Below are 21269 nucleotides of genomic sequence, written 5' to 3' on the forward strand. Positions count from 1 at the left end.
CCGACTCACCCGGCGCCCCCGCCTCCGGAATCCGCCACCTGCCGCTCCTGCCGGGCAGGCCCGGTGGATCAAGTGATCCGAGCGCCGACGGCGAAGGTCGCGATCACCTGACGATCCTCTACCGGGGGCCGCTGGCGAGCTGCGACTACGACTGCCCCTACTGCCCGTTCGCCAAGCGGCGCGACAGCCCGGAGCAGCTGAGCCGGGACCGGGCGGCGCTGGAGCGGTTCACCGCCTGGGTGGCGGGACGGGACCATCCGGTCTCGGTGCTGTTCACCCCGTGGGGCGAGGGCCTGGTCCGCTCGTGGTACCGCCGGGCGATGGTCGAGCTGAGCCACCTCCCGCACGTGCGGCGGGTCGCCATCCAGACCAACCTCAGCTGCCGGTCCGGCTGGCTGGCCGAGGCCGACCTGGACACGCTCGCCCTCTGGGTGACCTACCACCCCGGCCAGGTCACCCACGAGCGCTTTCTCGCCCGCTGCCGCGACCTGGTCGCGCACGGGGTCCGTTTCAGCGTCGGCGTCGTCGGGCTGCCCGGGCACCTCGGCCACGCCCGCCGCATCCGGGCCGACCTGCCCGCGGAGGTCTACGTCTGGGTGAACGCGGCGGAGGGCACCGCCTACACCGATGACGAGGCCGCCGACTGGACGGCGATAGATCCGCTCTTCCAGCACAGCAGGACACCGCATCGGAGCGCCGGCCTGCCCTGCCGTACCGGCGACAGCGTGATCTCCGTCGACGGCGACGGCACCGTGCGGCGCTGCCACTTCGTCCCGGCCGTGCTCGGAAACCTCTACGAGGGCACGTTCAGGCCGAGGGCCACGGCGTGCCCGGCGGCGATCTGCGACTGCCACATCGGCTACGTGCACCTGGAGGCGACCGGTCTCTACGACGTCTTCGCCGGGGGAGTCCTGGAACGCATCCCCGCCCGCTGAGGTCGGATGACGAACGGCCAGGCGCGCCAGGCGGCCCGTCAGGGTGTTCCGCGACTGACATGGTGCCAGAGAAATGGCGGCGCAAGAGCTGTGCCGCCTCGTCAAGCAGATGACGGCCCCCTGTCATCAAGCCGCCTCCGGATGACTCCCGGCAACCAGGCGAGCGCGAGAACCGCCACGAACACCGGAAACCAGGCCAGCCGGTGCAGCAGCCAGACCGGCTCGTCCGGCACGGCCAGCAGGCCGGGGACGTCGCCGAGGCGCAGGGCGGCGACGGCGATCACGGCCGGCGCGCTCTGGTGCCACAGGAAGAGCGTCATCGCCGACAGGTTGGCCAGCGCGACCGTGGCCCACAGCCGGGGACGCCGCATCAACCGGGCCAGCGGAGCGCGCGCCAGCAGCGCCACCCCCACCTGGGCGAGCCCGAAGCAGACCGCCGCCAGGGTGGGCGGCCCCAGGTTGGAGACCGCGGCCCCGGTCACCCCCACCATGCTCGCCGGATACCCGAATCCGGCGACCAGCAGCGCCGCCCCGACCGCCCCGCCGGCCAGCAGACCCACCGCCACCCGGCGTGAGCCGAGCAGGCCACTCGCCCAGGCGATCCCCAGCGCGTACGGCACCAGCCAGCCGGCCACCAGGTTCGCCCATCCCAGCCAGGCGGGACCGCCGAGCCAGAACCTGGCCAGGTCCACCCCGAGCACCACCGCGAACGCCACGGCGGCCGTGACAGCCGGATGTGCCCGCAGGAGCAGGGGAGTGGCCGCGGTCAGCGCGGCGAAGACGGCCAGGAACCACAGCGGCCCCACCGCCGGGAACACCATCGACCTGATCAGCCCCACCGGTGCCCCGCGCAGCGCCATCCCCGTTGCGATTCCCGTCCAGACCAGGGCGAGCGGCACCACCGGCCCCAGCAGCCTCCCCATCCTGGCCCACACCCACGCCCCTGCCGGATACGCCTCGCGGGCAACCCCCGCTGGAGCGCGCGATGCGGTGGGGGCCGCGGAGTCCGGCCCGAGGGCCGCCGCCGGGCGGAGGCCGCGCGCCGCCGCGTAGCCGCCGACGAAGAAGAACACCGCCAGTGTCTGGAACACCCAGGACAGCGGTGTCAACGCCGGCAGGTGGCTGAGCGGGCTGGCCATGTACACCGCCCCCGCCGGGCCCGGCGCCCACGCCGTCACCAGCCAGTGCCCCAGCACCACGCCCAGGATCGCCAGCGCCCGCAGCGCGTCCACCCCCCTGTCCCTGCCGACCGGGGTGGCCGCCTCGATCCTGGCCGTGAGGCTAACCACCGGACACCTCGCCGCCTCGGCCGAGGGCGATCAGGGTCAGGTTGCGCAGCGACTCGCTGCCCGGCTTGAGATAGTCGTCGTGCCCGGCGGCTTCGGTCCCGAACGGGTGGGCGCCGAAGGCCGGGGCGGCGGGATCGGGGCCGAAGCCGAACGGGCCGATCCGGAGTTTGGGCACCTCGCGCATCCAGTCGAGGGCGCCGCTGCCCACCCACAGACGGGTGCCGCCCAGCTCGGCAGCCGAGGAGACGCCCAGTCCCGGGCTGCCGAAGACGGCCGTGTCGGCGACGCCGGAGGCGGGTACGGCCCCGGCGCACACCACCGAGCCGTAGCTGTGGCACAGCAGGCTGACCCGCTTGCCTCCCAGGGCTCCGGTGACGTAGCGCCGCAACTCCACCGCGCCCCGCTCGGCGGCCCCGCCGGTCATCACGCGAAGGCTGAGCATCGCCGGGCTGTCGTAGCCGAGCCAGGCGATCACCGCCAGCCTCGCCCCCGGATCCAGCGCCCGGGCCTCGGCCAGCACCGCCCGCGCCCCTCCCCCCGGCGTGTTGTACCGCTTGGCCCTGCCGCCGTCGAAGGTGGCGGCCGTGGTGTCGGCCCCGGGGACGATGACCGCGACGTACTCGGCCGCGGCGAGATCGCCGTAGACCCGGACCACCCGGTCGCCCACGGGCGGCGGGACCGTCAGGTAGGCGAGCGCCGTGGCGACGGCCACGATGAGCGTGCGGCGGAACATGCGAGCCTCCTGTCCGGCCTGCGGGATTGGACAGGAGGCTAGGAACCGCGGCCCGTCGATCGCATCACCCCGGGGAGGTGTCTTCGCGATCCCTCTCGGGGGTGATGCGGGCTCACCCGGCGAGCGAGGCCGGCGCCACCAGGACCCTCAGGGCGGAGGTGAGAGCCCGGCCGGGGCGCGAGTGTCCGGTGACCGGTCGCGTCACCGCGCGAACCGTTCGTCGTCCGGTGCGGTGTCCGGCGGGCGGGGGGAAGATGACTCCGGAGGCCCCGAGGCACCGCGGACTCATTCGCCTGGGCGGACCAGGCCTGTCTCGTAGGCGTGCACGATCGCCTGGGCGCGGTCGCGCAGGTTCAGCTTCGCGAGGATCCGGCCCACGTGGGTCTTGACGGTCTGCTCCGACAGGATCAGCTCCTCGGCGATCTCCTGGTTGGACCTGCCCCGCGCGATGAGCGCGAGCACCTCGGTCTCGCGCTCGGTGATGTCGTCCAGGCGCCCGCGCGGGCGGTGCGGGCCGACGCGGGCGAACTCCGCGATCAGCCGCCGGGTCACCGAGGGCGCCAGCAGCGCCTCCCCGGCCGCCAGCACCCGTACCGCCTCGGCCAGCTGCTGCGCCGAGGCGTCCTTGAGCAGGAACCCGCTCGCCCCGGCCCGCAGCGCCTCGTAGACGTAGTCGTCGAGGTCGAACGTGGTCAGAATCAGGATCCTCGGGGTGGGGCCGGTGGACTCCATGATCTCCCGTGTCGCCGCGAGGCCGTCCATGACCGGCATCCGCACGTCCATCAGCACGACGTCGGGCCGCAGCTCGGCCGTCCGGGTCACGGCCTCGCGCCCGTCGGCGGCCTCGCCCACGACCTCGATGTCCGGCTGCGAGCTCAGGAAAACGGTGAAGCCGGTCCGTACCATGCCCTGGTCATCGGCTATGAGCACCCGGATCGTCATCGAATCTCCTTGAGCGTGGAGACCCCGGGTTTCGGCCCGGGGCAGGAGGTCAAGCGTTCTCCGTGATCGGCAGTATGGCGGTGACCGCGAAGCCCGTCCCGACCGGCCCGGCCCACAGGCTTCCGCCGAGCACGGACACCCGTTCCCGCATTCCGATCAGGCCGTGCCCCATGCGCTGGGGTTCCCCGGGGGAACGGTGCCCGGCGTTGTTCGTCACCTGGACGTGCAGCTCGGCGCCGTACCGGGCGATCCTCATCGAGACGGCCGAACCGGGTGCGTGCCGCATGGCGTTGCTGAGCGACTCCTGGGCGATCCGGTAGGCGGACAGGCTCACCGCCGTGGGCAGCCCCGTCAGGTCGCCGCCCACCTTGAGCGTCACGGTGAGCCCTGCGGAGCGCGCGGTGTCGACGAGTTCCTCCAGGCGGCCGAGGCCCGGCTGCGGCGCGATGTCCGCGTGCCCGTCGTCCTCCCTCAGCACGCCCAGTACGCGGCGCATCTCGGTCATGGCCGCGAGCGACAGCGCGCGGATCTCTCTCAGCCCTTCCTCCAGACGCTCCGTGTCTCCGGCCGCTCGCAGCGGAACGGCCTCGGCCTGGATGGCGATCACCGACATGTGGTGGGCGACGACGTCGTGCAGTTCCCTGGCGATCCTGGCCCGCTCCTCCAGTACGGCCTGTCCGGCCAGTGCCTGCCGGCTGCGCTGCTCCTCCTGGGCCAGCAGGCCGATGGCCAGCCGCCGGGCGCGCACGTTGTGGCCGAACAGGACGGTCGCCGTGACGATGCCGGTGACGACGGTCAGCGAACCGGGGTAGATCATCCAGGTGACGAGGACCGAGACGATCCACACGCCCACGGTGATGTGCCGCTCGGAGCGGACCGCGACCGCGTAGACCACGAGCGCGTACATGATCGCGGTGTCCACGTTGTACGGGGGGTCGATCAACTGCCGTGAGACGACCGTACCCAGGGGGATCAGCACGACCGCTGCCCGCCAGGCGGCCAGTGGCCACCGGCTACGGAGCGCGAGCGGCAGGGAGAAGGCCAGGGCCGTGAGCGTGAGCCAGTCCGGATCGAGCGGGGAGTTCACCCGGGCCGCCGTCTCCTGGAGCATGGAGAGGCAGGCTTTGAACAGTATGAAGGTCAGCGCCAGGTCGGCCAGCAGGACCAGGTCGATCGTCCGGAACGGCAGCAGCCTCAGCACCCTCGGCATGCGGGGGCGGAGGCGGCGTGACCGGAGGCGGCCGGCAGGATCGGCCGCCCCGGTCACCAGCGCCTCGACGAGGGGATGGGCCAGTCGCGCGGCGGCCTCCCGTACCGGCCGCGCGTGCCGTGCGAGGGCCTGCCGCGCGGAGCTGGGGATCACCCGGATCAGCCTAGGCGGCGCGACCGTGGTCCGCGTCCCACCAGGGGGTGATCTTCAGTGTCACCCGACTCCGGGCCGCGGGACACGGCCGGGACGTCCACCGTGACGGAACCCGCACCATCCGGTGGGCTCAGGTCGTGCCCAGGCCGCGCAGCACGAAGCCGGAGACCATCTCCGCGGCCTCCTCGGGCGTCACCGCGCCGCTGAGCAGCGGGACCCGCTCGGCGCCGATGACGGCGAGGATGAAGCGGGCGGCGACTTCCACGTCGGGGGCGTGGAAGTCGCCCGAGGCCACGCCGCTGTCGATGATGCCGGTCAGGATGCGCTGCATCGGCTCGACATGGTCGGCCAGGCGCTGGTAGGCGTCGGGGCCCAGCGCCGCGGACAGGTCGGCGGGGCCGGGATGGGGGTGGGCGAGCAGCCCGTCGAGCTGGAGCCTGACGAAGACCCGCAGCCGCTCGGCGGGCAAGGCCCGCTCGGGCAGCTCCCGCTCGTAGCTGTCGATGAAGTAGTGCGTCACCCGCTCGGTGAAGGCCAGCAGCAGCGCGGCCTTGTCGGGGAAGTAGTTGTACAGCACGGTGCGGGTGATCTCGGCCTCGTTCGCCACCTCGGTCATGGAGATGGCGTCGATGCCCTGCTCCCGGGAGAGACGCGAGACCGCCCGCAGGATGCGGTCCTGTGTCTGGGCGCGGTGCTCGCCGATGGTCGCGGCCGAAATCCGGGGCATGGCCCCATGGTCGCACAGTGCCGTCGCCGGCTGTCAGGTCGTTTGGGGTCCGGCCGCGAGGTCAGCGCTGGGGGCGGGCCGAACTCATGGCGGCCTGCAGGTCCTTGGTGCTGGGGGCCGGGGGGAGCGGAGGGCCGACCCGGTCGGCGCGGCAGGCGTCGAGGATCAGGCCGATCAGTCGCCGCCACGCCTGAGGGGCGGTGCAGCGGGTGGAGCCGAGCACCCCGGCGTTGGCCATCATGATCAGCATAAGGTCCTGACCGGTGAAGTCGGCGCGCAGCGTCCCCGCGCGGCGGGCCCGCTCGATCACCCGGTCGACCGCCGCCATCGCCCGTGCTCTCGGCGCCTCCAGCGCCGCGGTGGGGAAGCAGGTGGTGAGGGCCTCGGTCACCCCCTGGTCGGCGGCCTGCATCCCGCAGACGTGTTCGACCAGCCCGGCGAAGGCCTCCCAGGGGTCGTCGGCGAGCTCCGCCGCCTCGGCGGCCTCGACGAAATCGGCCATGTGATCGGCCAGGATCGCCTCGATGAGCGCCTCGCGGTCGGGGAAGCGCCGGTAGAGCGTGGCGATGTTCACCTCGGCCCGGCGGGCGATCTCCTCCAGGGGCACGTCGAGCCCGCGCTCGCGGAACGCGACGCGCGCCGCCGTCATGATCCGTTCCCGGTTGATCTCGGCGTCCCTGCGCAACCTCCGCCGTTTGCACGCTTCCATGAGCCGATTCTACAAAGTGAAGGCTTCCCTGCGGTTATGCTACGGTGGCGACAAACGAAGGTGTGCCTTCACTTATTTTTCGGAGTGCCTGATGAACGTTGTCCTCTGGATCGGGCAGGGCCTGCTCGCCGCGATGTTCCTCATCGCGGGTCTCACCAAGTCCACCCAGCCGCGCGAGAACCTGATCGCCAACTTGGGGGGATGGGTGGAGGATTTCTCCGGCGGACAGGTCAAGGCCATCGGCATCCTTGAGGTGCTGGCCGGGATCGGGCTGATCCTGCCCGCCCTCACCGGCATCCTGCCCGTGCTGACCCCGCTCGCCGCCGCCGGCCTGGTGATCACGATGATCGGCGCCATCATCGTGCACGTCCGGCGCAAGGAGTATTCGGCACTCGTGATGAACCTGGTACTCCTCGCGCTGGCCGCCTTCGTGGCCTGGGGCCGTTTCGGGCCGTACGCCTTCTGAGCACCGTATGTCTTTTGGGGCCTTTGCCGGGACCGTGCGATTTCCGAAGCCTGGAGGGCGCCGGACAGGTGAACGCTCCGGCATGGAGAATCCGTGCCGGAGCGTTCTCTCGTGCTGTGGGACGACCGGGTTCAGGCGGCGACCTCGGACCGGGCCACCCGGCCGAGCTCGCCCAGGACCTCGGTGTTGAGCAGGTAGGCGAGCTTGGTCTCGCGGATCAGCCGCTGCTTCTCGGCCTCGTCCAGGGGTAGTGCGTCCAGCCGGGCCCGGTACTCGTTCTTGAAACGGGGCAGGCTGCCGATCCCGTCGAACAGGTAGAAGTCGATGCCGCCGCCCGGCTGGTAGCCGTAGATCTTCTGCAGCTCCATCCGGATGAACTGCCCGCCGGACAGGTCGCCCATGTAGCGGGTGTAGTGGTGGGCGATGTAGCCGGCCGGCCAGGTGGCGACCTGGTTGATGCGGGCGACCAGGGTCAGGGTCGGCTTGGAGGGCTCGATCCTGGACCGCCAGCCGGACCCGTAGATCGTCTCCAGGTCGCGGACCAGGGCCTCCTCCCGGTAGAGCTCGGGAAGGACGAACGGTGCCGCGACGGGGTCCTCGGTGAGCGACCGTGCGGCGCCGTCCAGGGCCACGTAGGCGAAGTAGTGCTGGGCGACCATCTCGCCGTACGCCTCGGGGGTGAGGCTGCCCGCCATCAGAGCCTTGAGGTAGCTCTCGTCCTCGGCGGATTCGTGGTCGCCCCAGGTGGCGTTCCTGAGGACTTCGGAGAACGGCGGCTCACTCATGATCACTCCGCGGCGAGGAAACTTTTCATGACGCAGTGTCACAAAAATCGCACCCTCCCGTCAAGCTGATGACGACACCTCGTCATTAAACCGGCCACCCTCCGCGTCGAGTTTCGGGTGGGACGTGCGGGGACGGGGTTCTCGGCGCGAGCGGGTGGGACATGCCACCGGGAGCCGGGCGCATCGGATGGTGCCGTGGCTTCCGAGGGGGGTGCCTTCGCCGCCAATCTACCCTTAGGTTAGGCTCGGCTAACTTTTACAGCGTTGTCGAAGCCGTGATCGGACTCCTCTCGATCGACAGAAGGAAAACACCGCCATGCCCGCTGAACCCCCCAAAGCCGTGCTCGCACCGGCAGCGGGTGCCCTGCTGTTCGGGCCCGCCGCCTGCGGAAACGATTCCGGGAGCGGTTCCGCAGGCGGCGGTACCGCCGCCCTGGCCGGCCGGCTCCTCGAAGAGGGGGGTCGGTCCCCGGCGGACGCGTTCTTCGCCCGGGAGGCCGGCGCGCTCCAGGTTCCCGCGGTGGAGGTCAACGATCTCGGCCGGCCTGGGGCCACGATCGCGTTGATCAGGGAATCAGGACTCGTCTTCTGACCATGCGACCGAATCTCGCCAAGCGGGTCCGCCACGACGGACCCACCTCATGGTCGTTCGGGCGTGTCCTGCCGGTGGCCGGACGTCCTCGCAGGCCGCTACTGCTCGCCCTGTCGGTACTGGCCGTCGCGGTGGCCCTCATCCCGGTGCTCTATCTCGGCGTGCGGACGGCCGAAGCGGGCTGGGAGCGTATCGCCGAGGAGGTGTTCACCCCGCGAGTCGCGCTACTCGCGCTCCGTACCCTCGGCCTGGCGGTGGTGGTGAGCGCCGGTTGCCTCGTGCTGGGGGTCGGCTCGGCGTTCCTGGTCGTACGGACAGATCTGCCCGCCAGGCGCGCGTTCGCGGTTCTGGCGGCCCTGCCGCTCGCGGTGCCGACCTATATCGCGGCATTCGCATGGAGATCGACCGTGGACGGGTTCGAGGGCTTCTGGGCGGCGGCGCTGGTGCTGACGCTGTGCTCCTATCCCTACGTCTTCCTGCCCGTCGCCGCGGCGCTCAAGGGCGCCGACCCGGCCCAGGAGGAGGTGTCTCGGTCGCTGGGCAGAAACGCCTGGCGCACCTTCACCGGCGTGACACTGCGGCAGGTCCGTCCCGCGGTCGCGGGCGGCGCGCTTCTGGTGGCACTGTACGTTCTGTCGGATTTCGGCGCGGTGTCGATCGTACGGGCCGACACCTTCACCCGGGCCATCTTCGTCGCCTTCGACCTGGGCTTCGACCGGACCGGGGCGCTGGTGTTGTCAAGCGTGCTGGTCCTCCTGACGATGCTCATACTCGCGGGTGAGACGGCGAGCCGCCATCGCGGTGCCCGCTACGCTCATCTGGGCGCCGCCCGCCGGGCCCCGGCCCGGTTCCGCCTCGCCCGGACGCGGTGGCCCGCCACCTTCGTGCTGCTCGCTCTCGCCGGGCTCTCCCTCGGTGTCACCGTGGTGAGCCTCGGCCACCGGATGATCGAGGGTGTCTCGCGGCCGGGGGCCTGGTCCGAGGTGGCCGCCGCCGCGGGCAACTCGCTCTGGCTCTCCTTCGCGGGCACCGTGCTCACCGTGCTGCTCGCGCTGCCGCTGGGCGTGCTCACCGCCAAGGCGCCAAGCCCACTGACCACACTGCTCGATCGTCTCGGCTACCTCAGCCACGCCCTGCCGGGTCTGGTCATCGGCCTCTCCCTGGTCTCCTTCGGAATCAGCCTCGCCTATCCGATCTACCAGACGACCTGGCTGCTCGCGCTCGGCTACGCCGCCCTGTTCCTTCCGCTGGCGGTGGCCGCGGTCACCGCGGCGGCGGCCCAGGCACCGCCCGTCCTGGAAGACGTCGCCCGATCACTGGGCCGAAGACCGCCGGCCGTGCTGCGCACGGTGACCCTGCCCCTCACCCTGCCCGGGATCGGCGCCGGAGCCGCGCTGGCCTTCCTGGCCTGCATGAAGGAACTGCCCGCTACGCTCCTGTTGCGCCCGACGGGTGTCGACACCCTCGCCACCGAACTGTGGACGCACACCACCGTGGCGGCCTACGCCGCCGCCGCCCCCTACGCGGCGTTGCTCGTGCTGCTGTCATCGGTGCCCGCGTGGCTGCTCACCTCGCGCACCGGCATCCTCACCAGGGAGTCCACCAGATGAGCCGGCTGGAACTGAGTGGCATCGCCAAGAGGTACGGCGCGATGACCGCGCTCGCCGGAGTCGACCTCACCGTGCCGAGCGGCACCCTGACCGCCGTACTCGGCCCTTCGGGGTGCGGCAAGACGACCCTGCTGCGCTGTGTGGCGGGTTTCGAACGGCTCGATGCCGGTGAGATCGCCATTGACGGGCGGATCGTCGCGGGTCCGGGGACGCACACCTCCCCGGAACGCCGCCATGTCGTCACCGTCCCGCAGGAGGGCGCGCTCTTCCCGCACCTGTCGGTGGGCGACAACGTCGGGTACGGCCTGAACCGGGAGGAACGGCGTTCGGGCCGCGTCGAGGAAGTGCTCACCCTGGTGGGCCTGTCCGGACAGGGCGAGCGGATGCCGCATCACCTGTCCGGCGGGCAGCAGCAGCGCGTGGCGGTCGCCAGGGCGCTGGCACCGCGTCCCTCCCTCATCCTGCTCGACGAGCCGTTCAGCGCGCTGGACGCCGGACTCCGCGCCGACCTGCGGCGCGATGTGCGCGCCGCGCTACGGGCCGACGGGGCGACCGCCATCCTCGTCACCCACGACCAGGGCGAGGCCCTCTCCAGCGCCGATCAGGTCGCGGTGATGCGCGACGGCCTGGTCATCCAGAGCGGACCGGCGGTCGATGTCTACCGGGAACCGGTGGACCCATGGGTGGCGGCGTTCGTGGGTGACGCGGTGTTCCTGCCCGCCGGAACCGATATCGGCCCAGGCGCGGGTGGCACCGTGCTGTCCACGGCACTCGGTCACATCCCGGTGGGCGGGATACCGGCGGGGGCCGGGAGCCTCACCGCCATGGTGCGCCCCGAACAGATCCGCCTCACCGCGGCGTCGACCGGCCCGGCGGTGACCGCGACCGTGACCGGTTACGACTTTCACGGCCATGACGCGATCGTCACGCTCCGGCTCGCCGACGACACCCAGATCATCGCGCGAGTACCCGGCCACACGGCCCCGGTGACGGCGGGATCCGCTGTCGGGGTGCTCGTGGAGGGCGTCTGCCAGGCCTGGCGCGAGATCTAGGGGAGAGCGCTCACGCCGGTTGTCCGTGAGCGGGCACGCGGCGCGTGAGACCGGGCTCTGGCCCCGGCGTATCACCCGCAGCGGGTGATACGCCGGGGCCAGAGCATCTTGATGTCGCACGCGGGGGGCTTGACGAGTCCCACCGTGGAGAGGGCGGCCGATGGTTCCAATTACACAATTACGATCGCTCACAGCGAACACGCTCAACCTCGGGAACATTCTCGGGCTCCCATTAATTGAGTGAGTACAACTCAACCCTTGGAGTTCACATGAGTGAGAGCTTGATCCTCCCGGTCCTGCCGCTCGACGACGAGGTCGTGCTGCCGGGCATGGTGGTCCCGCTTGACCTGTCGGAGACCGAGGTCCGGGCCGCGATCGACGCGGCACAGGCTCTCGCTGACAACAAGCCCGAAGTCCTGCTCGTTCCCCGGATCGACGGAAGATACGGCTCGGTGGGCGTGCGGGCGATCGTCGAGCAGGTGGGCAGGCTGCCCGGCGGCGAGCCCGCCGCCGTGCTGCGCGGCGTCGACCGGGTCCGGGTGGGCACCGGCACGACCGGTCCGGGCGCGGCCCTGTGGGTGCAGGCCACCCGCATTCCCGTGGTCGCGGCGGACGAGCGCGCCCACGAGCTGGCGAAGGCGTACAAGGCGCTGGCCACCACGATCCTGCAGAAGCGGGGCGCCTGGCAGGTCGTCGACGCGGTCAACCAGATGGACGATCCCTCGGTCCTGGCCGACAACTCCGGCTACGCCCCCTGGCTGAGCACCTCGCGCAAGGCGGAGATCCTGGAGACCGCCGACCCGGCGGACCGGTTGGAGAAGCTGGTCGAGTGGTCGCGCGAGCACCTGGCCGAGATCGACGTGGCCGAGACGATCCGCAAGGACGTCCAGGAGGGCATGGAGAAGCAGCAGCGCGAGTTCCTGCTCCGCCAGCAGCTCGCGGCGGTCCGCAAGGAGCTCGCCGAGCTGAACGGCGACACCTCCGCCTCCGAGGAGGAGGACTACCGGTCCCGCGTCGAGGCCGCCGACCTGCCCGAGAAGGTGCGCCAGGCCGCGCTCAAGGAGGTCGACAAGCTGGAGCGGACCTCCGACCAGTCTCCCGAGACCGGCTGGATCCGTACCTGGCTCGACACCGTCCTCGACATCCCGTGGAACGAGCGGACCGAGGACTCGTACGACATCGCCGCGGCCCGCGCCGTCCTCGACGCCGACCACACCGGTCTCGACGACGTCAAGGACCGCATCATCGAATACCTCGCGGTCCGCGGGCGCAGGGCGGAGAAGGGGCTCGGCGTGGTCGGCGGCCGCCGCAGCGGCGCCGTGCTCGCGCTGGCCGGCCCTCCCGGGGTCGGTAAGACCTCCCTCGGCGAGTCCGTCGCCCGCGCGATGGGCCGCAAGTTCGTCCGCGTCGCCCTCGGCGGTGTCCGGGACGAGGCCGAGATCCGCGGTCACCGGCGCACCTACGTCGGTGCCCAGTCGGGCCGGATCGTCAGGGCCATCCGCGAGGCCGGCTCGATGAACCCGGTCGTGCTGCTCGACGAGGTCGACAAGGTCGGCTCCGACTACCGGGGCGACCCGACGGCGGCGCTGCTCGAGGTGCTCGACCCCGCGCAGAACCACACCTTCCGCGACCACTACCTGGAGGTGGAGCTCGACCTCAGCGACGTGCTCTTCCTGGCGACCGCCAACGTGCTCGAGGCCATCCCCGGCCCGCTGCTGGACCGCATGGAGATCGTGACGCTCGACGGCTACACCGAGGACGAGAAGGTCGCCATCGCCCGGGACCACCTGCTCCCGCGCCAGCTCGACAAGGCCGGCCTCACCGCCGAGGACGTCACGGTCGACGAGGACGCGCTGCGCAGGCTCGCGAGTGAGTACACCAGGGAGGCCGGGGTCCGGTCCCTGGAGCGCTCGATCGCCAGGATCCTGCGCAAGGTGACGGCCAACGTCGCGCTCGGCGAGGGCGAGCTGCCCGTGGTGGTGGGGGATCTGGTCCCCTATCTGGGCCGCCCGCGCAATGTGCCGGAGTCCTCGCTTCCCGAGTCCAGCCAGCGCACGGCGGTGCCCGGTGTGGCGACCGGCCTGGCGGTCACCGGGGCGGGCGGTGACGTGCTCTACGTGGAGGCGTCCCTGGCCGACCCCGAGACCGGCGACACCGGCCTGACCCTGACCGGCCAGCTCGGCGACGTGATGAAGGAGTCGGCCAGGATCGCGCTCTCCTACCTGCGCTCGCGGGGTGCGGAGCTGGAGCTGCCCGTCGGTTCCCTCAAGGACCGCTCGGTGCACGTCCACTTCCCGGCCGGGGCCGTTCCCAAGGACGGCCCGTCCGCGGGCGTCACCCTGATCACGGCCCTGGCCTCGCTGCTGTCGGGCCGTCAGGTCCGCGCCGACGTGGCCATGACCGGCGAGGTCTCCCTCACCGGCCGGGTGCTCCCGATCGGCGGGGTCAAGCAGAAGCTGCTGGCCGCCCACCGGGCGGGCATCACGACGGTGCTGATCCCGGCGCGCAACGAGCCTGACCTGGACGACGTCCCGCAGGCCGTCCGCGACGAGCTCACCGTCCACGCGGTGAGCGACGTGCGCGAGGTCCTGGACATCGCGCTCACCCCGGCGAAGGTGGCCGAACACGCCGCCGCCTGAGCGGCGATCCCCACGACGGCCCGCCCTCTCACCCGAGGGGGTGGGCCGTCCGGCTGCCCGGTGGATGCCGGATCGGCCAAGCTCCGGCAATCCGCGTGTCACGGGACGGAACGGGCCCGTCGGATATAAATGGACGAATCATAAAGTTAATTGACCGAATGATTCGGTCATGGTGACATGGGATCCATGCTGTACGGAACGCCTTCTCTGGAGGCCATCGACGAAGCGGTTCTCGGCGAGATCGAGGAGATGCGCCGCGACCTGAAATACCGCCTCGCGGAGACCCACCGCTGGGACGGCCAGCTCAGGCGCCAGCTCCAGGCGCGGGCCATCCAGGGTTCCAACTCGATCGAGGGCTACCGGGCCAGCGTCGAGGACATCGAGTCGATCATGGCCGGTGAGGAGCCCCTGGAGACCTCCAGGGCGGTCGCCAGGGAGATCTCCGGCTACCAGCAGGCGCTCACCTACATCCAGATGCTCTCCCGCGCCCCGGTGTTCGCGTTCGACGCGGGCCTGCTCCACGCGCTCAATTTCATGATGATCGGTCATCACCATGGCAAGACCCCGGGCACGGTGCGGCCCGGTGGCAGCTACGTCCGCAACTCCACCACCGGAGAGGTCGTCTACGAGGGCCCGGACGCCGAGCGGGTGCCGGAGCTGCTGGCCGAGCTGGTCGCCTGGCTCAACGAGGGCGACCTGAAGGCGTCGAGCTACGTGCGGGCGGCGATGGCCCACTTCAACCTGGTGAGCATCCACCCCTGGCGGGACGGGAACGGCCGCATGTCGCGGGCGATCCAGACACTGGTGCTCGGCAGGGAGCGGATCACCACCCCGGAGTTCTCCTCCATCGAGGAGTGGCTCGGACAGGCCAGAAACACCTACGACTACTACGACGGCTTGGCGGCGATACAAGGCGGCCGTTGGAACCCGCATGGGGACACACTGCACTGGGTGCGTTTCTGCCTGCGCGCTCACCATCTCCAGGCCCAGCAGGTCCGGCGCAGGCTTTCCGAGGCGGGGGAGGTGTGGATGCTCCTGGAGGAGCAGATCGACGCCGACGGGCTCAACACCCGCACCGTCTCGGCGCTCTACGAGGTGTTCGTCAACCGGCGGCTGCGCCGGAGCAGGTACCAGCTGGACGAGTCGCTCAGCCAGGGGCAGGCGGCCAGGGACCTGCGCGACCTGGCGGCCAAGGGCTGGCTTGCCCCGTACGGGGAGACCAAGGGCCGCTTCTACGCGCCGGGGGCGAGGATGCGGGCGATCAAGGACGACTTCGAGCGGAGGGTCGTCCCCCTGCGGGATCCGTACCGGCACGACTGGCGCGATGTCGGCGCACGTTCACCGGATTCGGCAGCACGCTGAAAACGACCGGAAACTCGATGGTCACCGCCCGGTGGCCCGTGGAGGCCTTGCCGGGTGCGGGCGCTCGTAGGGACGGCCGTTTTAACATAACATGTCGGGAATGATGGTAAATGGGGGTGGCGTTGGGTCGGGCGTGAAAGTGGTCGGTAAGGCCCGAGACCATGATCTTTTCGGCAGGTCATCTCCTCCCGCGCCATCTGGGCCATCCGCCCCCGCCTCCGGAGGCCCGTCGGCGTCCCACCCGTAGTCCTGCCGAGACCCGTTTCGTTTTGAGGAACAGCTGTGATTGACGTGTCAGGCCTGCGAAAGGTCTATCAGGATCGGGGGCGCGAGGTGGTCGCCGTCGACGGCGTGGACCTCCACGTCCGCGAGGGTGAGATATACGGCGTGCTCGGGCAGAGCGGCGCCGGCAAGAGCACCCTGCTGCGCTGCGTGAACCTCCTGGAGCGGCCCACCTCCGGCACCGTCTCGGTGGCGGGTCAGGAGCTGACCGGCCTGGCCGAGCGGGACCTGCGCAAGGCGAGGCAGCGGATCGGGATGATCCACCAGCATTTCGCGCTGCTCTCCTCCCGCACCGTCGCCGGCAACGTCGCCTTCCCGCTTGAGGTCATGGGGGTGGCCAAGGCCGAGCGCGCCAGGCGGACCGCCGAGTTGCTGGAGCTGGTCGGGCTGGCCGACAAGGCCGGGGCGTACCCCGCGCAGCTGTCGGGAGGGCAGAAGCAGCGGGTCGGCATCGCCCGCGCGCTGGCCGGCAGCCCTCCGGTCCTGCTGTCGGACGAGGCCACCTCGGCACTCGACCCCGGCACCACGCAGTCGATCCTGGCCCTGCTCAAGAGCCTCAACCGCGAACTCGGCCTGACCATCCTGCTGATCACCCACGAGATGCACGTGGTCAAGTCGATCTGCGACTCGGTCGCGGTCATGCGCGACGGCCTGGTCGAGGAGTCCGGGACCATCCCCGAGCTGATCTCCAGGCCCGGCTCCCGGCTCGCCGCGGAGCTGTTCCCCCTCCCGGAGCCGGAGCCGGGCAATGTCACGATCACCTTCACCGGCCAGGCCGGTGAGCCGGTGGTGTCGCAGGTGGTCCGCAAGTTCGATGTGGACGTCAACATTCTCGGCGGGGCCCTGGAGGAGGTGGCGGGCGTCTCGACGGGGCGGCTGCGCCTGCTCGTCACCGGTGACGAGCGCGCCGCCGCGCTCAGCTACCTGGCCGAACGCGGCCTGCTGGTCGAGGAGGCCCGATGACCTGGGACGAGATGTTCCCGATGCTGCTGGAGTCGACGGGCCAGACCGTCGAGATGGTGCTGTGGTCGACACTGTTCACGGTGCTGCTCGGGCTCCCGCTCGGGGTGGCGCTGGTCATCACCGACAAGGGCGGGCTGTTCTTCTCCGCGGTGCTCAACCGGGTGCTGGGGCTGGTCGTCAATCTGGGCCGCTCGCTGCCCTTCATCATCCTGATGATCGCGGTGATCCCGTTCACCAGGCTGATCGTCGGCACCACCATCGGCACCATCGCCGCGGTGGTCCCGCTGACGCTCGGCGCGGCGCCGTTCTTCGCCCGGCTGGTGGAGACCGCGCTGCGCGAGGTCGGCAGGGACAAGGTGCAGGCGGCCCAGGCCATGGGAGCCGGACGGGCGACCATCGTCGGCAAGGTGCTGCTGCCCGAGGCGATGCCCGGCCTGATCGCGGGGCTCACGGTGACCGTGGTCGCGCTGATCTCGTACTCGGCGATGGCCGGGGCGATCGGCGGGGGCGGGCTCGGAGACCTGGCCATCCGCTACGGCTACCAGCGCTTCGAGACCACCCTCATGATCGTCACCGTTGTCGTGCTGGTCGCCGTCGTGCAGCTCGTGCAGAGCCTGGGCGACAGCGTCGCCCGCCGTCTCGCGCGCGACTGACCGGCCGAGCCGATGACCTTCTGCCGCCGCGCGGCCACGCCGGGGTGAGCCTGGGTGGCCGGGGGAGCGGGAGTGCTTCCACGGCCACGAAAGACCGTCGTTCACCGGGCCGCGACCTCGTCCGCGAGGTCGCGGCCCTGCCGCGTTCGAGTACTTCTCAGCAAACCTGAAGCCGAGTAATGTTCTGCTCCATGCACCCGGGAGCCATCGCAGCAGTTTTTCCGGACAAGCCCGCTGTGATCATGGCGGGCTCCGGGCGGATCGTCACCTACCGCGAGCTGGACGAGGAGTCCAACCGCCTCGCCCGGCTCTTCCGCGCGGCCGGCCTGCGGCCGGGTGATCACATCGCCTTCATGCTGGAGAACCATCCGCTCTTCCTGGTGGTCGCCTGGGCCGCGCACCGCTCGGGCCTGTACTACACGGCCATCAGCTCGCGCCTGAAGACCGACGAGCTCGCCTACATCGTCGACAACTGCGGGGCCCGGGTCTTCATCTCCTCGGCGGCCCTCGCGGACGTGGCGGTCTCCATCACCGATCTCACGCCCCAGGTCGGGCTCAGGCTAATGCTGGACGGTGTCGCCCCCGGCTTCGAGTCCTACGAGAAGGCCGTCGCGGCCCACCCCGCCACGCCCGTCGAGGACGAGTGCCAGGGGGTGGACATGCTCTACTCCTCAGGCACCACCGGGCGGCCCAAGGGGGTCAAGCCCATGCTCTCCAAGGCGCCGCTGGATCAGCCGGGGCCGCTGCTGCAGCTCATCCAGTTCCTGTTCGCCCCCTCGGCCGACAGCGTCTACCTCTCCCCGGCTCCGCTCTACCACGCCGCCCCGCTGCGCTACTGCCTGAGCTTCCAGCGGATGGGCGCCACGATCGTGGTCATGGAGAGGTTCGACCCGGAGCAGGCGCTCGCGCTCATCGAGAAGTACTCCGTCACCCATTCGCAGTGGGTGCCGACCATGTTCATCAAGATGCTCAAGCTGCCCGAGCAGACTCGCGCGCGCTACGACCTGTCGTCGCTGGCCTGCGCGATCCACGCCGCGGCCCCCTGCCCCGTCCCGGTCAAGGAACGGATGATCGACTGGTGGGGACCGATCATCCACGAGTACTACGCGGGGACCGAGGGCAACGGCTTCCTGTACGTCGGCTCGCAGGACTGGCTCGCACACAAGGGAACGGTCGGCCGCCCGCTGCTCGGCGTCACCCACATCTGCGACGAGGAGGGCAACGAGCTGCCGCCGCGCGAGCACGGCACCGTCTACTTCTCGGACGGCCCCCAGTTCGTCTACCACGGCGACGAGGCCAAGACGGAGGCGTCCCGCGACCCGCTGGGACGGGGCTGGACCACCCTCGGCGACATCGGCTACCTCGACGAGGAAGGTTTCCTCTACCTCACCGACCGCCGCTCGTACATGATCATTTCTGGCGGGGTCAACATCTATCCGCAGGAGGCCGAGAACGTCCTGTCCGTCCATCCCAAGGTGGCGGACGTGGCGGTCTTCGGCGTTCCGGACGAGGAGATGGGCGAGCAGGTCAAGGCGGTCGTCCAGCCGGCCTCCATGGATCTGGCGGGCCCGGAGCTGGAGGCCGAGCTGATCGAGTACTGCCGTTCCCAGCTGGCGCCCTACAAGTGTCCCAGGTCCGTCGACTTCCGCGAGGAACTGCCCAGGCACCCCACCGGGAAGCTCTACAAGCGCCTCCTGCGCGACGAGTACTGGCCCGCCGGCGACTGACCCGCCCGGCCGCGACGACGACATCGTCGCCACGCCCCTCTCCGGCCAGTCGCCGCACCACGAGAAGGCTCGGCTGAAAGGCGTATTACCGCCTATTGCATAGGAAGGTTTCCTATTTAATACTGTGATCGGCGCAGCTTATCCCTATCGCGCAGAACTCCACCTCGCTCGGCGCTGCACTCCGTCACGCTCAGCCGCCCCTCTCTCCGTGTCGCACGCCTTCCTGGATCCCGGAGGTCCTTCATGCCTCGTCGTGTCGTCGCGCTCGCCACCGTCGCGCTCGCCACCGTCGCGCTCGCCTGCCTCGGCGCGCTCGCCGTCTCCACCGTCCCCGCGCAGGCCGCCCGTTCCGCGGGCGTTCTCGAAATCGTGTACAGCCCGCTCTCGCTCGGCGAGTACTGCGCGGCCAACGTCAACCCCTCGTCCATCGTCGGCTTCTACAACGGCAGCCTGGGCTGCTACCGCTGGAACGGCACTCAGACCACCTACGCGGGCAGCGGGAGCCCTTCCGCCGCGTGCGCCTACTTCCACCCCAGCTACGCCTACATTGGCCACGCTCAGGGCGGCAGCCAGGCGTTGATCTGCAAGTACTCGGTCTGACCCGCCCCCGCACCCCTCCTCACGGCGTCGCCCGCACGGATACGGTGGGGCGACGCCGGTGGACCGCGCCGTCGGTGCTGCGGCCGCCGCGCAGGGTCTTGCCGTCGATGGCCAGGCCGGCCAGCGGTGCTCGGCGCCCGCACTCTGTGCCGGGGTGTCCTCAGCCACTCGCCCGGGTCAGGGGTGCGCCTGTCTCACCAGCCGAGAACGCTTCGGCCTTGGCCTCGAAAGAGTGGCCGAGAAAGATTTTCGAGCTGCCATCCAGGGGCTGAGCATGGCTGATAAAGCCGTTGTCAGAAGATCCCGATCACCAGGATCAACCTCTTAACCTGCGCTTATACGCCGTCGGGCATCGTTTATGTCAACCGGTGAGCACCGGCTTCCACCCCGTCGAGCCGGGGGGATGTTGGACGTGGGGGAAGACATGGACCCGAACAGGAACGAGCAGCAGGACACACCGACCGAGGCGACCCCCGGGAACGACGGCTGGACCCAGTTCGGCAAGGTGCCGCCACGCGCCGGCGCCTATCGTGCCGGTGAGGAGACCGGGCCGCAGCCGACGCTGATCCACCCGGTGCCGGAGCAACTCGCCGCCGAGGCCCCCGAGAAGGCCGGAGGACCGGTGACGGTCCCCGCGCAGCGCGGCAGGCTCACCGCCGGGCAGAAGATCGGCGCCGGTCTCGCGCTGGCGGCCATGGCCGTCGGGGGCGGGGTAGCAGGGGCCTTCGCCGCGACGAGCCTCAACGGTTCCGCTACCGTGGTCTCGTCATCCAGCCCGATCGTCAGCCCGGTCGGCAACGTGACGACGGTCGCCGACATCGCCCAGCTGGTCCAGCCCTCCGTGGTGTCCATCGAGATCAGGACCGCCGCAGGCGGGGGCGAGGGGTCCGGGGTGGTGCTGTCGGCCGACGGCCTGATCCTGACCAACAACCACGTGGTGTCGGCCGGAGGCCAGGCAGGCCCGGACAGCCGGGTGACCGTCAAGTTCAGCGACGGCAAGACCGCCACCGCGAAGGTCATCGGCACCGACCCGGCCACCGATCTCGCGGTCATCAAGGCGGAGGGCGTCTCCGGCCTCACCAAGGCCTCGATCGGCGACAGCGACCGGCTCAAGGTGGGTGACTCCGTGCTCGCCATCGGCAGCCCGCTCGGCCTGTCAGGCTCGGTCACCGCCGGGATCGTCAGCGCGCTGAACCGCACGCTCACCGTCGGCGGAGACCAGGGACAGCAGCAGCTCCCGCCCGGCTGGGGCAGGCCGCAGGAGAGCGGCCAGAGTCCCACCACCATCGGGGGCGCCATCCAGACCGACGCGGCGATCAACCCCGGCAACTCGGGCGGCGCGCTGGTCAACGCCGCCGGTCAGGTGGTGGGCATCAACACCGCCATCGCCACCAACGGCGGGGAGGGCAGCATCGGTGTCGGCTTCGCCATCCCCATCAACACCGCCAGCCACGTCGCCGAGCAGCTGATCAAGAGCGGCAAGGTCTCCCACGCCCTCCTGGGTGTGAGCGTGACCGACGCCACCGGGGACGCGGGCGGCGCCCTGGTCGGCCAGGTCACCGAGGGCAGCCCCGCGGCCAAGGCGGGCATCAGGCAGGGCGACCTGATCACCAAGATCAACGACACGCCCGTGGACGAGGCGGCCACCGTGGTCGGAGCCGTCCGCGGCTTCAAGCCCGGCCAGCAGGTGACCGTCGCCTACGTCAGGGACGGGCAGTCCCAGACCGTCACGGTGACCCTCGCTGAGAAGACCGGCGAGTAGGGCTCCTCGACGGTTGTGCCGCCGGGCCGCCACGGCTCCGGCGGCAGGATCGAGCAGCCGCCGCCCGGAACCGGTCAC

At 70.7% G+C, this 21269-nt stretch carries 19 protein-coding genes; 12 read left to right on the forward strand and 7 right to left on the reverse strand.

The window, feature by feature from the left end; genetic code table 11:
• Window positions 1-47: 47 nt before the first annotated feature.
• Window positions 48-935, forward strand: a complete 888-nt coding sequence (locus tag ACWD3H_RS05470; protein ID WP_451954153.1) for an STM4011 family radical SAM protein — start codon at window positions 48-50, stop codon at window positions 933-935.
• 101 nt (window positions 936-1036) lie between these two features.
• Here ACWD3H_RS05470 and ACWD3H_RS05475 read toward each other — a convergent pair whose 3' ends face one another.
• From ACWD3H_RS05475 to ACWD3H_RS05500, 6 genes are all read right to left on the reverse strand, one after another.
• Window positions 1037-2224: an acyltransferase family protein gene (locus ACWD3H_RS05475; protein WP_451954133.1), complete on the reverse strand. Its 1188-nt coding sequence runs from the start codon at window positions 2222-2224 to the stop codon at window positions 1037-1039.
• On the reverse strand, window positions 2217-2957 hold the full coding sequence (locus ACWD3H_RS05480) for an alpha/beta hydrolase (RefSeq protein WP_451954134.1): 741 nt from the start codon (window positions 2955-2957) through the stop codon (window positions 2217-2219). The genes ACWD3H_RS05475 and ACWD3H_RS05480 overlap by 8 nt, the downstream gene beginning before the upstream one ends.
• Window positions 2958-3242: 285 nt before the next feature.
• A complete protein-coding gene (locus tag ACWD3H_RS05485; protein WP_355556141.1) occupies window positions 3243-3899 on the reverse strand; it encodes a response regulator transcription factor in 657 nt (218 codons plus the stop codon).
• Window positions 3900-3948: 49 nt separating this feature from the next.
• The gene (locus ACWD3H_RS05490) at window positions 3949-5262 is read right to left on the reverse strand and encodes a sensor histidine kinase (RefSeq protein WP_451954135.1); all 1314 of its coding nucleotides are present in this window, start codon (window positions 5260-5262) and stop codon (window positions 3949-3951) included.
• Window positions 5263-5392: 130 nt separating this feature from the next.
• Window positions 5393-5989 (reverse strand): TetR/AcrR family transcriptional regulator, encoded by a 597-nt coding sequence (locus ACWD3H_RS05495; RefSeq protein WP_451954136.1) that lies wholly within the window; start codon window positions 5987-5989, stop codon window positions 5393-5395.
• A gap of 61 nt (window positions 5990-6050) precedes the next feature.
• Complete coding sequence (locus ACWD3H_RS05500; RefSeq protein WP_350919530.1) at window positions 6051-6698, reverse strand: TetR/AcrR family transcriptional regulator; 648 nt, start codon at window positions 6696-6698, stop codon at window positions 6051-6053.
• A gap of 91 nt (window positions 6699-6789) precedes the next feature.
• Between ACWD3H_RS05500 and ACWD3H_RS05505 the strand changes: the two genes are divergently transcribed.
• Complete coding sequence (locus ACWD3H_RS05505; protein WP_451954137.1) at window positions 6790-7164, forward strand: DoxX family protein; 375 nt, start codon at window positions 6790-6792, stop codon at window positions 7162-7164.
• A 131-nt stretch (window positions 7165-7295) separates the two neighbouring features.
• Here the strand turns inward: ACWD3H_RS05505 and ACWD3H_RS05510 are convergent, their stop codons facing one another.
• On the reverse strand, window positions 7296-7949 hold the full coding sequence (locus tag ACWD3H_RS05510) for a biliverdin-producing heme oxygenase (protein ID WP_355556127.1): 654 nt from the start codon (window positions 7947-7949) through the stop codon (window positions 7296-7298).
• A 316-nt stretch (window positions 7950-8265) separates the two neighbouring features.
• Between ACWD3H_RS05510 and ACWD3H_RS05515 the strand changes: the two genes are divergently transcribed.
• The 10 genes from ACWD3H_RS05515 to ACWD3H_RS05560 all read left to right on the forward strand — a co-directional run bounded on the left by ACWD3H_RS05515 (window position 8266) and on the right by ACWD3H_RS05560 (window position 21191).
• Window positions 8266-8541 (forward strand): hypothetical protein, encoded by a 276-nt coding sequence (locus ACWD3H_RS05515; RefSeq protein ID WP_451954138.1) that lies wholly within the window; start codon window positions 8266-8268, stop codon window positions 8539-8541.
• 2 nt (window positions 8542-8543) lie between these two features.
• Window positions 8544-10151: an ABC transporter permease gene (locus tag ACWD3H_RS05520; RefSeq protein WP_355556122.1), complete on the forward strand. Its 1608-nt coding sequence runs from the start codon at window positions 8544-8546 to the stop codon at window positions 10149-10151.
• A complete protein-coding gene (locus ACWD3H_RS05525) occupies window positions 10148-11203 on the forward strand; it encodes an ABC transporter ATP-binding protein (RefSeq protein ID WP_451954139.1) in 1056 nt (351 codons plus the stop codon). Before ACWD3H_RS05520 ends, ACWD3H_RS05525 begins: the two co-directional genes overlap by 4 nt.
• A gap of 269 nt (window positions 11204-11472) precedes the next feature.
• On the forward strand, window positions 11473-13842 hold the full coding sequence (gene lon, locus ACWD3H_RS05530) for an endopeptidase La (protein ID WP_355556116.1): 2370 nt from the start codon (window positions 11473-11475) through the stop codon (window positions 13840-13842).
• A 177-nt stretch (window positions 13843-14019) separates the two neighbouring features.
• Window positions 14020-15204 carry a Fic family protein gene (locus tag ACWD3H_RS05535; protein WP_451954140.1) on the forward strand — a complete coding sequence of 395 codons (1185 nt, stop codon included), beginning with the start codon at window positions 14020-14022 and terminating at the stop codon, window positions 15202-15204.
• A gap of 282 nt (window positions 15205-15486) precedes the next feature.
• On the forward strand, window positions 15487-16449 hold the full coding sequence (locus ACWD3H_RS05540) for a methionine ABC transporter ATP-binding protein (protein WP_451954141.1): 963 nt from the start codon (window positions 15487-15489) through the stop codon (window positions 16447-16449).
• Window positions 16446-17102 (forward strand): methionine ABC transporter permease, encoded by a 657-nt coding sequence (locus ACWD3H_RS05545; protein ID WP_451954142.1) that lies wholly within the window; start codon window positions 16446-16448, stop codon window positions 17100-17102. The genes ACWD3H_RS05540 and ACWD3H_RS05545 overlap by 4 nt, the downstream gene beginning before the upstream one ends.
• Window positions 17103-17293: 191 nt before the next feature.
• Entirely contained in the window at window positions 17294-18829 is a 1536-nt protein-coding gene (locus ACWD3H_RS05550) for an acyl-CoA synthetase (RefSeq protein WP_451954143.1), read from the forward strand.
• A gap of 243 nt (window positions 18830-19072) precedes the next feature.
• A complete protein-coding gene (locus ACWD3H_RS05555) occupies window positions 19073-19429 on the forward strand; it encodes a hypothetical protein (protein WP_451954144.1) in 357 nt (118 codons plus the stop codon).
• Window positions 19430-19853: 424 nt separating this feature from the next.
• Window positions 19854-21191: a S1C family serine protease gene (locus ACWD3H_RS05560; RefSeq protein WP_451954145.1), complete on the forward strand. Its 1338-nt coding sequence runs from the start codon at window positions 19854-19856 to the stop codon at window positions 21189-21191.
• Window positions 21192-21269 lie beyond the last annotated feature (78 nt).

The sequence above is a fragment of the Streptosporangium sp. NPDC002607 genome (genome assembly GCF_053592655.1).

Excerpts from the sequence above, each read along its gene's own strand:
- ACWD3H_RS05545 (WP_451954142.1), top strand. The coding sequence starts at position 16,446 with ATGACCTGGGACGAGATGTTCCCGATGCTGCTGGAGTCGACGGGCCAG.
- lon (WP_355556116.1), top strand. The coding sequence starts at position 11,473 with ATGAGTGAGAGCTTGATCCTCCCGGTCCTGCCGCTCGACGACGAGGTC.
- ACWD3H_RS05495 (WP_451954136.1), bottom strand. The coding sequence starts at position 5,989 with ATGCCCCGGATTTCGGCCGCGACCATCGGCGAGCACCGCGCCCAGACA.
- ACWD3H_RS05480 (WP_451954134.1), bottom strand. The coding sequence starts at position 2,957 with ATGTTCCGCCGCACGCTCATCGTGGCCGTCGCCACGGCGCTCGCCTAC.
- ACWD3H_RS05560 (WP_451954145.1), top strand. The coding sequence starts at position 19,854 with ATGGACCCGAACAGGAACGAGCAGCAGGACACACCGACCGAGGCGACC.
- ACWD3H_RS05515 (WP_451954138.1), top strand. The coding sequence starts at position 8,266 with ATGCCCGCTGAACCCCCCAAAGCCGTGCTCGCACCGGCAGCGGGTGCC.
- ACWD3H_RS05510 (WP_355556127.1), bottom strand. The coding sequence starts at position 7,949 with ATGAGTGAGCCGCCGTTCTCCGAAGTCCTCAGGAACGCCACCTGGGGC.
- ACWD3H_RS05505 (WP_451954137.1), top strand. The coding sequence starts at position 6,790 with ATGAACGTTGTCCTCTGGATCGGGCAGGGCCTGCTCGCCGCGATGTTC.
- ACWD3H_RS05520 (WP_355556122.1), top strand. The coding sequence starts at position 8,544 with ATGCGACCGAATCTCGCCAAGCGGGTCCGCCACGACGGACCCACCTCA.
- ACWD3H_RS05535 (WP_451954140.1), top strand. The coding sequence starts at position 14,020 with ATGGGATCCATGCTGTACGGAACGCCTTCTCTGGAGGCCATCGACGAA.
- ACWD3H_RS05500 (WP_350919530.1), bottom strand. The coding sequence starts at position 6,698 with ATGGAAGCGTGCAAACGGCGGAGGTTGCGCAGGGACGCCGAGATCAAC.
- ACWD3H_RS05525 (WP_451954139.1), top strand. The coding sequence starts at position 10,148 with ATGAGCCGGCTGGAACTGAGTGGCATCGCCAAGAGGTACGGCGCGATG.
- ACWD3H_RS05555 (WP_451954144.1), top strand. The coding sequence starts at position 19,073 with ATGCCTCGTCGTGTCGTCGCGCTCGCCACCGTCGCGCTCGCCACCGTC.
- ACWD3H_RS05550 (WP_451954143.1), top strand. The coding sequence starts at position 17,294 with ATGCACCCGGGAGCCATCGCAGCAGTTTTTCCGGACAAGCCCGCTGTG.
- ACWD3H_RS05485 (WP_355556141.1), bottom strand. The coding sequence starts at position 3,899 with ATGACGATCCGGGTGCTCATAGCCGATGACCAGGGCATGGTACGGACC.